This window comes from Methanoregula sp. (assembly GCF_052325125.1).
GTDB lineage: Archaea > Halobacteriota > Methanomicrobia > Methanomicrobiales > Methanospirillaceae > Methanoregula.
Window position 1 is genome coordinate 74,928 of the sequence record NZ_JBKQWO010000033.1, and the last position, 15,236, is coordinate 90,163.

Here is a 15,236-nt window from a genome sequence, read left to right on the forward strand (position 1 = left end):
TCGTGCTACAGCAGGGGTTCGGGAAGTTCCGTGCCGTAGACCGGAAGTTTCGACCCGGAGACGAGGACCGGACGGTCTGACCGTGCGATCTTGTCGAGGATCAGTTGTTTGCCCCTCTTTGTCAGCGCAAAGACCGGTACCGCGGTGCCGGCCTGCAGGAGTGCCCGGGCCCCCGCGATCCGCCAGATCCATTTCGAGGCACAGGCTGTCACGATATCCGCGACCGCAACAAGCTGTTCGGCATCCGCCCCGGTAATCCCGCTCATGTGCACCCCGAAGATGAACGCGTCCGGGTGCTGGTCATGGATCGCGGTGGCTGCATCCGCAGAAGCGACGGTGACCGCGACCCGGGAAAACCCCTTCCCGTACGCGAGAGAAACCCCGCGGACCGGGTCGATTTCTGCATGGGCCCGGTCGAGGACGATCCCTCCGCCCTGCTCGATCCGGTCCATTTCCTCCGCGAGCGGCGAAGTGCTCACGAGGCCTGACATTCTCCCGCCGATGCCCTGCACCATCTCCGGAGTGGTCACAATCACCGTCCCGGCGCCGTCGCAGGCGAGGACTACGGCATCGAGACTCCCGGTAAGGATACCGGAGCTTAACAGTTCGGATGCCCCGAAGCCAACAAAGTCCACGCTCCCGCTGATCTTCCGGTGCGGCCGACACATGCCCCACGATGCCATCCGGTGCTCGATGTTTGCCTTGACCGCATCCGGGGTAATCTCATCCACGGGCAGAGCAAATTTTTTCGCCAGCGGGCACCGGCGGAGCCGTGAGACCGAGACCTCGGTCACCTTCCCGCCTTGTATTACAATCTTCGATCGTCCCACCGCTTCGATGACGTGAATATCGTCCTCTTCTTTTTCAGCCATATGCAGTCTCTCTGTTATTCCCGCTCCCGTTGGGGTAGCATCCCGTCTGCATGCCGCCATTTTCCGGGACGTACCGGTTGTTAACCGCAGGAGTTTTTTGCGGTTCATGGAATAATAATCTCATGGTGGGCGGACGCATAAGAAAAACCCTGAAAAATTTCGCGGTTGATCGCCAGCACCTCAGTGACAATCAGCTGACGCCCTCAAAGAAGACCGGCCAGAAAGGATCCTGCTCCGGTACGGCGAGCGGGATTGTGGATCCATCGTTCCGTGCCAGTACCCGGTGACGGGGCAAATCCGTCACCGTGCCGATGACCGAGGCTGCAATACCGGCACTGCTGAGTGCGTGGATGATGGCGGGCGAGAACGCCGGTTCTGTGGTAATGAGGAGCGAGCCTTCGGCGATCGCTGCCACCGGGTCGATGCCAAACGCCTCGCAGACCATCCTGACCTCGGGAGGATAGACAAACCTGGACTCATCGATGCGCATGCCGACCCTGCTTGCATCGGCGATTTCAAAGAGGCCGCCGATGACCCCACCTTCAGTAGCATCATGCATAGCCGTGACTCCCCCGGCTTTTTTGGCGATCTCTGCATCGCGCACCACGCTCATCTGGTAGCAGAGCGCCTGCGCTTTTCCGATGAGATCGTCCGGGTACCTGCCCTTCAGATCTTTTTCGCGCACGACTGAAAGGATGGCCGCGGTCTCGATCGCCGGCCCTTTGGTCAGGATCACATCGTTCCCCGGCCGTGCACCCGCGGGCGTGACAATCACATTCTTGTCCGCAATGGCAAAGACGGTCACTCCCCCGATGGTCGGGGAGGCAAATCCCGGGTAATACCCCGTGTGCCCCCCGACAATGGCAATCCCGAGATTGCAGGCAGTCCGGTGGATCGCGTCCACGATTGTCCTGAAATCCGCATCGGGTGTCCCGGGGGGAAGGAGCAGGGAATAGGTCATGTACTGCGGCTGCACCCCCATCACCGCCACGTCGCTTGCCCCGATGTGGACGGTATACCAGCCGAACATCTCCAGCGGTTGTCCGGGGATCGCAAAGATCGGATCCTCGGCAACCACAAGTGCCCGGCCGTTACCGAGATCGATAACCCCGGCATCAATGCCCGTGCCGGGCGGCACAATAACGGACGGGTCTGGTTTTCCTAACCTCTGCAACAGGAACTGCGTGAAGATCCCGGCGTCGATCTTACCGATCCTGGGTTTGCCGGTACTCATGGTAATCCCTCGCAAGTGTGCATATCTGGCCGGCGACTTCCAGCGGATCGCGCCCGACAAGAACGGAGACCGGCTCTTTGCCGACCGCTCCCGTCTCGTAGAAGATCTTGGGCGCCCTGCCCCCGGCGGCGCGCACGGCTTCGCCTACCTTCCAGGGCATCGAAGCGCCCTCAACCGCTTTGATCTCGTCCGGTTCACCCCGACGGTCAATAACGGAAAAGATCCAGTCCCGTTCACGGCAGTACTCTTCCAGCCATGCCGCAAGGTGCGGGGTGTTTGCGAAATCGATGCCTGCCCTCACCGAGGGATCGACCTTCCGCAATTCGATGAGCAGCCGCGCCATGTGGCTGGATGCCCCGAACCGGGGTTTTCCCGCCGCCCGCGGCATACCCTGTACGACCGTGATCCGCCCGTCAACCGCAAGGACATCGTCACGGGTTCTGGCCCCTTTTTTTGCATACACAAGGTTGGACCTGACTTCAGGGATCAGGGATGCAAACTCCCGGCACTCTTCAATCTGGTCGAGGGCAAGGCAGAGCCTTCCCCGCATATCGATCATCTCATCGTCCATATCGTCACCACCATACATTTTACAGCGCGAGCATGCGTTCGATGGCGCCACGGGCACGGGTGGCGATCTCTTCCGGTACCGTGATCCTGGGCTGGAGCGTGACAAGCGCATCGCGGACTTTTACAAGGTCGGTCTTTTTCATGTTCGCACAGATGGCCGTGTCCGAGAGCGGATAACAGCGCTTGCCCGGGCACTCCCTTGCGAGCCGGTGCAGGATGCCGTTCTCGGTGCCGATGATAAACTCGTTTTCAGGAGCGGATTTGACGTGGCTGATGATCCCCGAGGTGCTCGCCACGTGATCCGCGAGATCGATCACCTCCGGCCGGCATTCGGGGTGGACGAGCGCGACTGCACCCGGGTGTGCCTGTTTCGCGAGAGATACGTCGGCCGGGGTATAGCGGTCATGGACAAGGCAGAAGCCTTCCCACGGGAGAACCTTTTTGTCGGTAAAACGCGCCGCATACTGCCCGAGGTTTTTGTCCGGTACAAAGATCACCGTGTCCTCGTGTACCGCGTTTACCACCTTCACCGCGTTTGCCGAGGTGCAGCAGATGTCGCTCTCCGCCTTGACATCAGCGGTCGTGTTCACGTAGCAGACGACCGCCGCTTCAGGATAGCGGGCGCGTGTGAACCTGAGCTCGTCCACGGTCACCATCCCGGCCATGGGGCAGCAGGCATCCGGCGCGGGCAGCAGGACGGTCTTTTCCGGTGAGAGGATGGCAGCGGTCTCCGCCATGAAATCGACCCCGCAGAAAACGATGACATCGCCGTCCATCCCCGCAGCGGCGCGGGCGAGCTCAAGCGAATCGCCTGTTACATCGGCGATGTCCTGCACCTCGCCCCGCTGGTAATTGTGCGCAAGGATGATCGCGTTTTTCTGCTCTTTGAGCCGCAGGATCTCTTCCTGCAGCAGGGCGGTGTCCTGCATCGGGTAACCCACTCTTTTTTGGTTGTATCCCAGTAGTGTGTCGTGGTGCATCAAATAGTCGCTGGCGCGATGGGGGATGATGACAGCAGCGGGATGTTTATGCGCCGGCGATTCCAATCTACTCCCAGCGACCATGAACGTCATTCTGCCGGATCAGGGCATCCGGGTGATGAAGCACGGGCCCGATACCGTCGGCACTCTCCTGCAGGAGCTCGGGATCAATCCCCTTGAAGTGATCGTGTCCCGGAACGGGAAACTTGTCCCCGAGCAGACAGTAATTGGCGGGAACGACGAGATCCGGATCGTCCGGATCGCGCACGGGGGATAGGCCGGTGGAATCCCATGCAGCACCCGTTGGAGGGCCGGTCTGCGCCTGCTGCACGGAACCGGCAGTGATATACCAGCCGGTTAACAAGCGCCATCTCTGCGGCACGCATATCGTGTGCGATGTGGAAGCCCGGGTGGCATCAACCATCCGGGAGGCCGGGCAGATCCGTGCAGGCGACCGGATCGCGGTCGGATTAAGCGGGGGAAAGGACAGCACCGCGCTCCTCGTGATCCTCTCCCGGCTCCTGCCCTCATGGCCGGGTGCAGGTCTCGTTGCCATCACGGTTGACGAAGGCATCGCCGGATACCGAGCCGAGACCATACGGGCGGCAGAGACCCTGACCGGACGACTCGGGGTGGAACACCGCATAGTCTCCTTTTGCGATCTCATTGGCGACGATCTCGATACCCTGCTTGCAGGACGTGAAGCACAGGCCTGCACTATCTGCGGCATCCTGCGTAAAAAAGCACTTACGGACGCGGCCCGTGCTGCCGGGGCGACCGCGATTGCTACCGGACACAACCTTGACGATGAGGCACAGTCGGTGCTGATGAATGCCCTCCGGGGCGATCTTCCCCGGCTCATCCGCAACACCGGTACCGGCCGGTCGGCCGCGTTCCTGCCGAGGATCAAACCCCTTGCAGCAATCCCGGAGAAGGAGATTGCGGTCTACCTCTTCGTGCAGGGCCTCTTCTCCATGCTGCCCGAGTGCCCGTACACAAATTATGCACTGCGGGCAGGGATCCGCACCATGCTCGCCGGATTTGAAAACCTCCATCCCGGGACGATGCAGCACCTCGTCGGGAGCAAAAAGACCATCGAACGGTACTGTGCGGGGACGCCCGTCATGGGGCACCTGCACCGGTGCAGGGAATGCGGCGACCCATGCTCCGGGGACCTCTGCCAAGTCTGCCGGCTCCGGCACTCACTGGGGAAGTGAAGGGGCGCCCTGCACCCGTTCGGGGTGGGAGTAGATATTCAGCTTCGTGCTGCGGACAAAGCCAACGACACACACCCCGGTATCCTGTGCAATGGTGACGGCAAGCGTCGTGGTCGCACCCCGCGAGATCATCACCGGGATATTTGCGATCAGGCACTTGCGCACCATCTCCGATGAGATGCGGCCCGAACAGATGGCAAACGTCCGTGAAAAATCGATCCTGTTCCGGAGTCCATGGCCGATCACCCGGTCAAGCGCGTTGTGCCTCCCGATATCCTCGGAACGGGCAATGACGCCATCGGCCGACGCGAGCCCGACCACGTGGATACCGCCCGTTATGGTATGCAGTTCGGATTCGAGCACATCCCTCGTGGTTGCCCGGATCAGGTCGGGGCTCAGGGAAAGATCCGAGCTGATCTTCGGCAGTTTTTCGGTGTCGATAAAGGACGTGGCGCCCCCGCAGCCGGAGAGGATGGTCTTTTTGGGGCCCAGCACCTTGAAGAGGTTCTTGGTGATCACGCTGATCCGGTTCTTTTCGATCCTGATGGACTCGATCTCATCAACACTCTTGATGATCTGCTCGGTAAACAGGTAGCCGGTGACAAAGTCCTCCAGGTCCGTCGGGCTCATCATCGCGGTCATCGCGTGCCTGCCGTTCACGAACAGTGCCTCGGGAGCCTCGTCGATGACCTCGTGGGTGCCGGCTGAGACGGTCCTCCCGTCCATCTTTATACAGGGCAGGTGCCTGAACATCGGTACGATCATCTCTGTCACCACGTGAATTATTCGATCAGGTTTTCCTGCGGGCCGGCCGCGAGCACTTCATCCATGCTCCCGCTCCGGTACCCCTCAAGGTCGAGGGTTACGTAGGAGAACCCCAGTCCTCGCAGGGTGCCTGCCACCGCAGCATGCATATCCAGTAATGCGTGCATCTCCTCTTTAGGCACTTCGATGCGTGCAACTGTCCCGTGTACCCTCACCCGCACCTGCCGGAGCCCGTTGTCGTGCAGGAAGGCCTCGGCCCTCTCGACCATGGCAAGTTTTTCTCCGGTGATTGCATCCCCGTAAGGAATGCGGGAGGAGAGGCAGGCGGCCGATGGCTTGTCCCAGAAGGAATATCCTCCTGCACGCGCGATCTCCCGGATGTCACTTTTGGTCAGGCCGGCATCCAAAAACGGGTGGATGATCCCTTCTTTGGTGCTTGCGGTAAGGCCCGGCCGGTGTTCTCCGGTGTCCGAGACGTTTATGCCATCGGCAACACAGGAAAAACCCAGTTCCCCTGCCCGCCGTTTCAGCACGACCACCGAGTTCTTTTTGCACCAGGAGCAGCGATCGGTGGGATTTTTCGTGAACCGTTCATCGTCCATGACTGCCACCGGGAGGATATCGAGCGTGAGGCCGTAGTCCCGGGCGATCCGCCGCGCCTCGTCTATCGCCTCGCGGGGGACGACCGGGCTGTCGAGAAGGACACACCGGCTATTGTCCCCCAGCGCCTCCCGTGCAAGCACCGCGAGCAGGCTGCTGTCCACGCCACCGGAGAATGCGACAAGCATGGATCCCCTCTCCGCTATTTTCTTTTGGAGGAGCGTACGACGGGCAGTAGTGTCCATACTACGTACACGACCTTATTTTTTAAAAGATATCCGGGGGGCAGGGCACGGCCGGTTATGCCCGGAGTACTCCAGTCCCGTTTCCCCCTGACTTCCCCAAAACCTTAATCTGGCAGGACTGCCTTTCACCTCATGATGACCCGGGTCCGTGGTGTTGAACGTGTCCAGCCCGCGTACGCGACAATTGAGGGAGCCGGTGTCCGGCTGCACCGGGCATTCGGTTACGAAGACGTGCCCCTGTTCGATCCTTTCCTGATGCTCGACGACTTCCGGGCTGGCACGCAACCGGAAGATTACCTCGCGGGGTTCCCGTGGCACCCGCACCGGGGAATAGAGACCGTGACCTACATGCTCGAGGGTAAAATCGAGCACGGCGACAGCATGGGAAATGCCGGGATCGTCAACGCGGGGGATATCCAGTGGATGACGGCGGGGTCCGGCATCATCCACCAGGAGATGCCAAAACCCGTGAATGGCGTCATGGGTGGATTCCAGCTCTGGATGAACCTTCCCCGCTCCAAAAAGATGATGGATCCCCGATACCAGGAAATAAAACGGCACCAGGTACCGGTTGCCACCCCGCAGCCCGGCGTCGAGGTCACGGTGATCTGCGGGACTGTCAGCGGGGTGAAAGGGCCGGTGGAGCATATCGTCGCCGATCCTGAATATCTCGATATCACCCTTCGGCCTGACACCGGTTTCCTCCATAAGGTGGGGGCCGGGTACACTGCCGCTGCCTATGTTATTGGCGGGAAAGGGTATTTCGATGACGGGTCAGGATCTTTTTCCGAGAACCGTGACATGATCCTCTTTGGCGATGGAGATTCGATAAAAGTCCGTTCTTCTCCTGAAGGCGTCAGGTTCCTTTTTTTCTCGGGAAAATCAATCCGCGAACCCGTTGCATGGGGTGGCCCTGTCGTTATGAACACACCGGAGGAACTGGCTGAAGCGTTCCGGGAATACCGGGACGGGACGTTTATAAAAAAGAAGGGGACGACCGGATAGGCCGGTACCTGTTCCTGAGCGGTTGCGGGCAGGAGCGCTGTCCCGTGTCCCTTTGTGAGAGGCAAACGGGTCAGGGCCGTCCAGGCTGTCGCCGCTAATTTAATTTTCAAGCAGAAAGAATTTTGTCCGATAACCATTGACTGAATTACACTTTCACCCGGCGTTTATCTATAAAATCCTGGTTCCGGGGAGAGATTTACTCAGTGAATACACGTGCACACCGCCGGAAGACGACCCGTAATATAGCCTACCGCAATCGTGGTATGGTATACCTGTCGCCGGCGGTGAAATGTGGTATGCAAGAAAGAGATTAACAGAATGCTATACTTGATGACAGGCAACGTCAAAAATATTAACAATTGTGAACACATAGGTACTGTGGTCAATCATGAGTGATCGTCTTTGCTGTAACCAGCAGTAATGAAAAATGTGTACAGAATATTGGGCACCTGCCGCCCTCGGCAAAACTGGTGTACACTATCCTGAAAGCAAACCGCCCGATGACCCAGAAGGATATTATCCGGGAATCCTTCCTTCCCGAACGTACCGTCCGCTATGCCCTTTCCCGGCTCAGGGAGGAGAAGGTACTGACCGAGTATCTCTCTCTTGCCGATGCCCGGCAGAGCCTGTACCGTCTCTCGCTGCAGGAGAATGAACCGGCCTCGGCCTAATCCTTTCTCTCTCTCCATCTTCGTCATTCCCAAAGCACTCCGTCGCTCTTGGAAATCGACCGCTCTCCAGATCTGGTAAGTTTTGCCGGTTCATGCTCCCTTAAATAATACCTCTGCCTACATTGGTATGTCAAATCACAATTGTGAACAGCACCCGATGCCAGGATGGCGGAAAGGCTACGCGGCTGACTGCAGATCAGTATATCCCGGTTCGATTCCGGGTCCTGGCTCTTCTTCTGATTTTCCCCTTTAAGGAATCTTTCTCCCTGCATCACTTTTTCTCCCGCTCCGGACTGTGCCAGTACCCGCGAAACCACGGCAGCTCTCCTCTCCTTTTTCATGGGTAAAAGAAGGTGAATTATCAATAAAAATTACCGGGAAGCATACAATTTCCGCGCTCAATATCACCCGCTGGCATACAAAAAAAATCAAAAAAATGGTTCTTCCGTCAGAAAAACCAGATCAGGAAAAAGCCGCCGATTACCGAACTTATAAATATTCACAATTGTTATCTGTTATAGTCAAATTCACAATTGTGAATGACTGTGCATGCCAGGATGGCGGAAAGGCTACGCGGCTGACTGCAGATCAGCGTATCCCGGTTCGATTCCGGGTCCTGGCTTCGTGGTGTAACCATGAGTATCAGAGTCCAGAAAACATTCGAAGCACTCTTCGAGCTGGAAGAGATCAGGGGGATCTTCCGGGACGCTCTTCCCACCGGCTTAACTGTTGCACAGGAGACCGCGCTCAGACAAAAGATCGCCGAGCTCAAAGGCATCATCGCCGATCTCGAGACCGGCACCGGGACACCGAAGGTAACGAAGATCGCAGGAACCCTCGATGTCCGTTCCCGCGAGGAACAGTACATCAACATCCACCCCATCCAGGCGGCAGGACGGCTGACGACCGAGGCACGCAAGGCACTTATCTCTTACGGCGATGGGTACTCTACCTGTGACTTCTGCCGCAAGCCGTTCCGTCTTGACAAGATCTCGCGGCCCGGTATCGCCGAGTTCCACGAAGAACTCGCGAAATGGCTCAACATGGACCAGGCCCGGGTCGTTCCCGGTGCCCGGCGCGGGTTCCAGGCTGTGACAAACACTCTCGTCAACAAAGGCGACAGCGTGATTGTCTCTGCCCTTGCCCACTACACCGAATTTCTCGCGGTCGAAAATGCAGGAGGAATAGTAAAGGAAGTCCCAATCAACGACCAGCATATCGTAACCGCGGAAGCAACGGCACAAAAGATCGAGAATGTCAAAGCGGAGACCGGAAAACTACCGGTCCTTGTCATGATCGATCACTTCGATTACCAGTACGCAAACGAGCATGAGATTGCCGGGATCGGGAAAGTCGCCCACCAGTACGACATCCCCTTCCTCTACAACGGGGCCTACACGGTCGGCGTCCAGCCGGTCGACGGAAAAAAGATCGGGGCTGACTTCGTGGTCGGCTCCGGGCACAAGAGCATGGCATCGGTAGCGCCTTCAGGGGTCCTAGCGATAAACGAGGAATTTGCACCAAAGGCATTCCGGACCACCGGTATGGTTGGGGATCTCACCAAGCGAAAATTCGGGATCAAGGAGGTGGAGATGCTCGGGTGCACGCTGATGGGCGGGACCCTGCTCTCGATGATGGCATCGTTCCCCATGGTAAAAGAACGCGTGCTCCATTGGGACGACGAGGTAAAAAAGTCGAACTGTTTCATTGACACCCTGCTCCGGATCAACGGCAGCAAAGTGCTCTCCGAGTACCCGCGGAAACATTCGCTCACGAAAGTGGACACCACGGGAAGCTTCGATGTGGTAGCACAGACCCACAAGCGCCGGGGCTTCTATTTCTCTGACGAGCTCACCAGCCGGGGCATCGTCGGAGAGTTTGCAGGTGCGACGCGGACGTGGAAACTCAACACCTACGGCCTCTCGTGGGACAAGATCCATTACCTCGCCGACGCATTCACTGAGATCGCAGAAAAATACAGCATTCCGGTGGAAAAAGTGGCGGGCAGGAGTTAACCCTCCCCGGGATACCTGAAAAATTCCGACAGCAAAAGAATCGAGGAAATCACATGACTGACAAAAAGTTCAGGCTGGGCACGACCGCCCTCCACGCAGGACAGGTGCCGGACCCGACTACCGGGTCCCGTACGGTCCCGCTCTACCAGACCACATCGTACGTCTTCAAAAACACCGAGCATGCCGCCAACCTCTTTGGTTTGCGCGAACTCGGTAACATCTACACCCGTCTCATGAACCCGACAACGGACGTGTTTGAGAAGCGCATCGCTGCAATAGAGGGCGGGACCGGGGCAATCGCAACGGCTTCAGGAGCTGCGGCCATCACGTACGCTATCCTCAACATTACCCGGCCGGGCGACGAGATTGTCTCGGCCGACAACCTCTACGGTGGCACGTACGAGTTTTTCCATTACACGCTCCCCAAGTTCGGGCGCCATGCGGTCTTTGTGGATTCGCAGAAACCCGAAGAGTTCAAAAAAGCTATCACAGCAAAGACCCGGGCCATCTATGCTGAAACCGTCGGCAATCCGAAACTTGATATTCCGGATTTCGAGGCAATCGCAAAGATTGCCCATGATAACGGGATCCCGTTCATCGTCGATAATACAACCGGTGTCGGGCTTGTCCGTCCGCTTGACTATGGCGTCGATATTGTCGTCCACTCAGCCACAAAGTACATCGGTGGCCATGGCAACTCCATCGGTGGAGTCATTGTCGATTCGGGGAAGTTTGCCTGGAACAACGGCAAGTTCCCCGAGTTTACCGAGCCAGACCCGGGTTACCATGGCCTGAAGTACTGGGATACGTTCGGGAACTTCCCGGGCCTCGGGAATGTCGCGTTTGTTTTCAAGATCCGGGTCTCGCTCATGAGGGATACCGGTGCCGTTTTAAGCCCATTCAACGCGTGGCTGTTCCTGATCGGCCTTGAGACGCTGCACCTGCGGGTTCCCCGGCACTCGGAGAATGCCCTCGCTGTAGCAGAGTTCCTCAACAAACATCCCAAGGTCGCATGGGTCACCTACCCCGGCCTGCCGGATAATCCGAACCACGATCGTGCAAAGAAATACCTCAAGGGAGGATTTGGTCCGATTGTTGGTGTCGGTATCAGGGGCGGCGAATCTTCAAGCAGGAAGTTTATCGATGTCCTCAGGCTTTTCTCGAACCTCGCAAACATCGGCGACTCAAAGAGCCTTGTGATCCATCCCGCGAGTACCACGCACCAGCAGCTCACGTCCGAGGAACAGGCAAAGACCGGTGTCACTCCTGACTTTGTCCGGCTTTCAGTCGGCACCGAGGACATTGAAGACATCATCGAAGACCTCAGCCAGGCTCTGGGTAAGGTATAGGTGCAACCATGCTCCGCGGCTCTCTTGGCACCGTCACCACGCAACATGCAGAGATCGAGGGGCTTTTTACCCTGGAGAGCGGAGCAGTCCTGCCCGGCCTGACGATCGCTTATGAAACCTACGGCAAACTCAACCGGGATAAGACAAACGCGATCCTCATCTGCCACGCGCTCTCGGGCGACGCCCACGTTGCCGGGTTCCATGAAGGAGATAATAAGCCCGGTTGGTGGGACGCCGTCATCGGCCCCGGCAAGGCATTCGACACCGATCTCTACTATATCATATGTAGCAACGTTATCGGGGGGTGTAAGGGCTCGACCGGCCCCTCCTCAATAAACCCCGCTACCGGCAAAGCCTACGGTGCAACTTTCCCGGTGGTGACCATCTGTGATATGGTCAACGCCCAGAAACTTCTTCTCGATTTCCTCGGCATTCCCGAACTCTACGCTGTTGCCGGCGGATCGATGGGCGGCATGCAGGCGCTCCAGTGGACTGTCTCGTTCCCGGACCTGATAAAAAAGGTGATCGTTATTGCTACGACCGGGTACTCGACGCCCCAGCAGATCGCTTTCAACGAGGTCGGCAGGAAAGCGATCATCTCCGATCCCGACTGGAACAACGGGGACTACTACGGAAAGAAGATACCCTCCCGCGGCCTCGCGCTCGCCCGGATGGTCGGCCACATCACGTACCTCTCTGACGAGTCGATGCACGCGAAGTTCGGGCGGGCACTGCAGGGCAAGGAGCAGGTCGGGTTTGATTTCTCGACAGAGTTTGGCATCGAGAGCTATCTCCACTACCAGGGAGATACCTTCACCAAACGGTTCGATGCGAACTCATACCTCTACATCACCAAAGCGATCGATTACTTCGATCTGACAAAGGACGGGTCGCTTGCAACCGGGCTTTCCGGGACAAAAGCAGCGTTTCTTGTCATGTCAGTCTCTTCAGACTGGCTTTACCCCCCCTACCAGTCGGAAGAGATTGTAACGGCGCTCTCCGCAAACGAGCGCGAGTTACAGTACTGCGAAATCCGGTCCAGCTATGGCCACGACGCGTTTCTTCTCGAATCAGGACAGCTCACCTACCTGATTACAAAATTCCTGTCGCACACGGTGGTCCGGGACGTGATGCTTCATGAGGTGGAATGTATTGAGGAGGGGACCACGATAGCGGTTGCCGCCCGGCGGATGATCAAATGCGGCGTCAACCACCTGCCGGTCCTTACCTCACAAGGAATACTCGTGGGGATTGTCACCTCGTGGGATATCGCAAAGGCAGTTGCGTCCAGTTTCCTGTGGCTCGACGAGATCATGAGCCGGGACGTCGTCACAATCCACGAGGATGAACCCGTGGATGAGGCGGCCCGGAAGATGGAAGGCCATTCCATCTCCGCCCTGCCGGTTGTTGACGAGGATCGCCACATTATCGGGCTTATCACAAGCGATGCGATCAGCACCCTTATCGGGAGGCAGGTGCCGTGAGAATCCTTTCGATCCATGCTGACCGGATGTGGTACCATGCCACAAAGAAGACAAAGGTCGCCGAGCAGATCACGGAAAAGGAGGACTGCATGGAGGAATGCGTTGTCCTCTTCTGCTGCGTTGAAAAACTCGACGAGAAGAACCCCGCTCATGTTATCGAGAGCGCCAAACAGAGCGTGCTTTTGCGGCTTGAAAAGCTCAAAGTTGAGCGGATCCTCATCTACCCATATGCCCACCTGACAAGTACGCTTGGTTCTCCTGCAGTCTCGTTTGAAATTCTCAAAGGGCTGGAAGTGGCGCTGAAAGATGCGGGAATTACCGTGAAGCGTGCACCGTTTGGCTGGTACAAGCAGTTCGAGATCCGGGGTAAAGGCCACCCGCTCGCCGACCTCTCGATGACTATCTGCCCGTACGAGGGAACTGAATGCAACTTTACCTGCCCGTACTGCCACCACCCGTTCAAGGAAGCTGATGCGGAGCATACCTGTACCGGGAAAACACCCTGTACCGGCTCCTGCCCGGAGACGGCAGGTAATACCCCGTGATTCTATCATACACTCTCCGCACCCGGTGCGGCAACAATGAGATGACCTCTTTATGACAACACAATGGCTGGTCAGGTACTCGGAGATATTCTTAAAATCGGACCCGGTCCGCCGGCGCTGGGAACAGGTACTGATGAACAACATCCGGCAGGTCATGCCCGACTTGAAGATCAAAAGCGAGCGGGGCAGGATCTGGCTCACCGGAGATGTCGATCCCGAAAAACTCCGGCATGTCTTTGGGATCGTCTCGTTCTCCGAGGTCGAGCACGTCCCTCATGGCGTACCGCTCGAAACCGCCCTCATCGAATACGGCCGGGCCCACGGCCTTCCTGCGGCAAAGACGTTTGCGCTCAAAATAAAGCGGGTGGGGAAACACAGTTTTTCCTCGAACGACAAGGCGATTGAGCTTGGCGATGTTGTACGAAAGGCGTTCCCGCACCCGAAGGTGAACCTTGCAACGCCCGACGTGGAGATCCATGTCGAGATCCGGCAGGACGAGTGTTACCTCTACGACACCGTGATAAAAGGCGCCGGCGGTCTCCCGCTCGGGGTCGAGGGGACGCTTGTCGCGCTTGTCTCGGGAGGCATCGATTCTCCGGTCGCGGCATGGATGATGATGAAGCGGGGCTGTAAGATCGTCCCGATCTTTGTGGCGCTCGACACCTTCCTTGATGAGACGGTCCTCGCCCGGGCCGAACGGGTTGTGGGAGTATTACGGAAGTACCAACCCGGCATCCAGCTCCGGGTGGTCCACGATTCGTACCTTGCGGTGGCAAAAAAGGAGCTCTCCCGGAACCACCAGGAGAAGTACACCTGCATCTTCTGCAAGCGCCGGATGTACCGGATTGCCGAGAATGTGGCAGCGGAGGTCGGGGCAAAGGGCATCGTGAACGGCGAGTCGCTCGGGCAGGTGGCAAGCCAGACGCTGGACAACCTTGTCGTCCTCTCCGATGCGGCCACAATCCCGGTCTACCGCCCGCTCATAGGTTTTGACAAGGCGGATGCGATTGTGCTTGCCCGGGAGATCGGGACATTTGACGAGTCCACGAGCCAAGCGACCGGCTGCAAGGCGGTGCCAAAAGGGCCGTCCACGAAGGCCCAGCTTGCGGAGATTTTTGAGATGGAGCGGAATATGGAAGCGACGAAGATGCCGCTGCCGGGGTGAGTGAACACCGATATCATCACGTTTTTGGGTTTAGGCATCCTTCAAGACCTAAACATTTCTCATATTATCCGCATTATTGCATAATTAATTTTTATGAGTTTTTCCCGGGTTGAAAAACAACGAAACATCAAAAATCGAATCTATCCCAATGTGCCGTGATATCTTTTCAAAGACTTTAATTAATTTTTTCGAAATGCGCACTAGTCTTTTTAATTTTCTCTCAAGGACCTTGGCATTCTTTCTGTGGGCATATAACCAGAATTGATGAACCATATCATTGCATTCTTCTCGAACATCATTAATTTCCGAATATAACTTATCATCGATTAAAACAAGTTCATGCGCTTTTTCTTGCGATTGATAAAAAGTATATCTTGAACATTCCTTCTGAATTTTTTTGCTCTGTAGAAATCCTAAATAAAAACGAGTTGTACCGACGACCGAAAGATCTAAGGTACAGCGTCTCCTTACTATGATGTGTCGTCATGTAAGGAGACAATTAAGAGATTGGCAAGCCGG

15 protein-coding genes and 2 tRNA genes are annotated in these 15,236 nt (G+C 57.2%); 11 read left to right on the forward strand and 6 right to left on the reverse strand.

Annotated features, from left to right (window positions below; translation table 11 throughout):
• Positions 1–5 precede the first annotated feature (5 nt).
• The 4 genes from ACLQMU_RS07905 to nadA all read right to left on the reverse strand — a co-directional run bounded on the left by ACLQMU_RS07905 (position 6) and on the right by nadA (position 3,605).
• A complete protein-coding gene (locus ACLQMU_RS07905; protein WP_422149658.1) occupies positions 6–872 on the reverse strand; it encodes a methanogenesis marker 8 protein in 867 nt (288 codons plus the stop codon).
• 190 nt (positions 873–1,062) lie between these two features.
• Positions 1,063–2,106: an AIR synthase family protein gene (locus ACLQMU_RS07910; protein ID WP_424039504.1), complete on the reverse strand. Its 1,044-nt coding sequence runs from the start codon at positions 2,104–2,106 to the stop codon at positions 1,063–1,065.
• Positions 2,078–2,677 (reverse strand): thiamine-phosphate synthase family protein, encoded by a 600-nt coding sequence (locus ACLQMU_RS07915; RefSeq protein ID WP_424039502.1) that lies wholly within the window; start codon positions 2,675–2,677, stop codon positions 2,078–2,080. The genes ACLQMU_RS07910 and ACLQMU_RS07915 overlap by 29 nt, the downstream gene beginning before the upstream one ends.
• 19 nt (positions 2,678–2,696) lie before the next feature.
• The gene (gene nadA / locus ACLQMU_RS07920) at positions 2,697–3,605 is read right to left on the reverse strand and encodes a quinolinate synthase NadA (protein WP_424039500.1); all 909 of its coding nucleotides are present in this window, start codon (positions 3,603–3,605) and stop codon (positions 2,697–2,699) included.
• Between the two features lie 133 nt (positions 3,606–3,738).
• Between nadA and ACLQMU_RS07925 the strand changes: the two genes are divergently transcribed.
• Positions 3,739–3,933: a MoaD/ThiS family protein gene (locus tag ACLQMU_RS07925; RefSeq protein WP_424039498.1), complete on the forward strand. Its 195-nt coding sequence runs from the start codon at positions 3,739–3,741 to the stop codon at positions 3,931–3,933.
• 4 nt (positions 3,934–3,937) lie between these two features.
• A complete protein-coding gene (locus ACLQMU_RS07930; protein ID WP_422150323.1) occupies positions 3,938–4,873 on the forward strand; it encodes a TIGR00269 family protein in 936 nt (311 codons plus the stop codon).
• Here ACLQMU_RS07930 and fdhD read toward each other — a convergent pair.
• Positions 4,859–5,638: a formate dehydrogenase accessory sulfurtransferase FdhD gene (gene fdhD, locus ACLQMU_RS07935; protein WP_422150322.1), complete on the reverse strand. Its 780-nt coding sequence runs from the start codon at positions 5,636–5,638 to the stop codon at positions 4,859–4,861. The two genes, ACLQMU_RS07930 and fdhD, sit on opposite strands and share 15 nt — an antisense overlap.
• Before the next feature lie 17 nt (positions 5,639–5,655).
• A complete protein-coding gene (gene larE / locus ACLQMU_RS07940) occupies positions 5,656–6,483 on the reverse strand; it encodes an ATP-dependent sacrificial sulfur transferase LarE (RefSeq protein ID WP_424039495.1) in 828 nt (275 codons plus the stop codon).
• A gap of 132 nt (positions 6,484–6,615) precedes the next feature.
• Here larE and ACLQMU_RS07945 point away from each other — a divergent pair, with 132 nt between their 5' ends.
• The 9 genes from ACLQMU_RS07945 (at position 6,616) to thiI (ending at position 14,717) form a co-directional block, all read left to right on the forward strand.
• The gene (locus ACLQMU_RS07945) at positions 6,616–7,488 is read left to right on the forward strand and encodes a pirin family protein (protein WP_424039493.1); all 873 of its coding nucleotides are present in this window, start codon (positions 6,616–6,618) and stop codon (positions 7,486–7,488) included.
• Positions 7,489–7,880: 392 nt separating this feature from the next.
• Entirely contained in the window at positions 7,881–8,159 is a 279-nt protein-coding gene (locus tag ACLQMU_RS07950) for a winged helix-turn-helix transcriptional regulator (RefSeq protein ID WP_422150207.1), read from the forward strand.
• 159 nt (positions 8,160–8,318) lie between these two features.
• Positions 8,319–8,389 (forward strand) — tRNA-Cys (locus tag ACLQMU_RS07955).
• 321 nt (positions 8,390–8,710) lie between these two features.
• Positions 8,711–8,781, forward strand: a tRNA-Cys gene (locus ACLQMU_RS07960).
• A 13-nt stretch (positions 8,782–8,794) separates the two neighbouring features.
• On the forward strand, positions 8,795–10,174 hold the full coding sequence (pscS, locus tag ACLQMU_RS07965; RefSeq protein WP_422150208.1) for an O-phospho-L-seryl-tRNA:Cys-tRNA synthase: 1,380 nt from the start codon (positions 8,795–8,797) through the stop codon (positions 10,172–10,174).
• Positions 10,175–10,227: 53 nt separating this feature from the next.
• Positions 10,228–11,523, forward strand: coding sequence for an O-acetylhomoserine aminocarboxypropyltransferase/cysteine synthase family protein (locus ACLQMU_RS07970; RefSeq protein ID WP_424039491.1), 1,296 nt, complete (start codon positions 10,228–10,230; stop codon positions 11,521–11,523).
• 8 nt (positions 11,524–11,531) lie between these two features.
• Complete coding sequence (gene metX, locus ACLQMU_RS07975; RefSeq protein WP_422149727.1) at positions 11,532–13,007, forward strand: homoserine O-acetyltransferase MetX; 1,476 nt, start codon at positions 11,532–11,534, stop codon at positions 13,005–13,007.
• Entirely contained in the window at positions 13,004–13,552 is a 549-nt protein-coding gene (locus tag ACLQMU_RS07980) for a threonyl-tRNA synthetase editing domain-containing protein (protein ID WP_422149728.1), read from the forward strand. The genes metX and ACLQMU_RS07980 overlap by 4 nt, the downstream gene beginning before the upstream one ends.
• Before the next feature lie 52 nt (positions 13,553–13,604).
• Positions 13,605–14,717, forward strand: coding sequence for a tRNA uracil 4-sulfurtransferase ThiI (gene thiI, locus ACLQMU_RS07985; RefSeq protein ID WP_422149729.1), 1,113 nt, complete (start codon positions 13,605–13,607; stop codon positions 14,715–14,717).
• Positions 14,718–15,236: the final 519 nt, after the last annotated feature.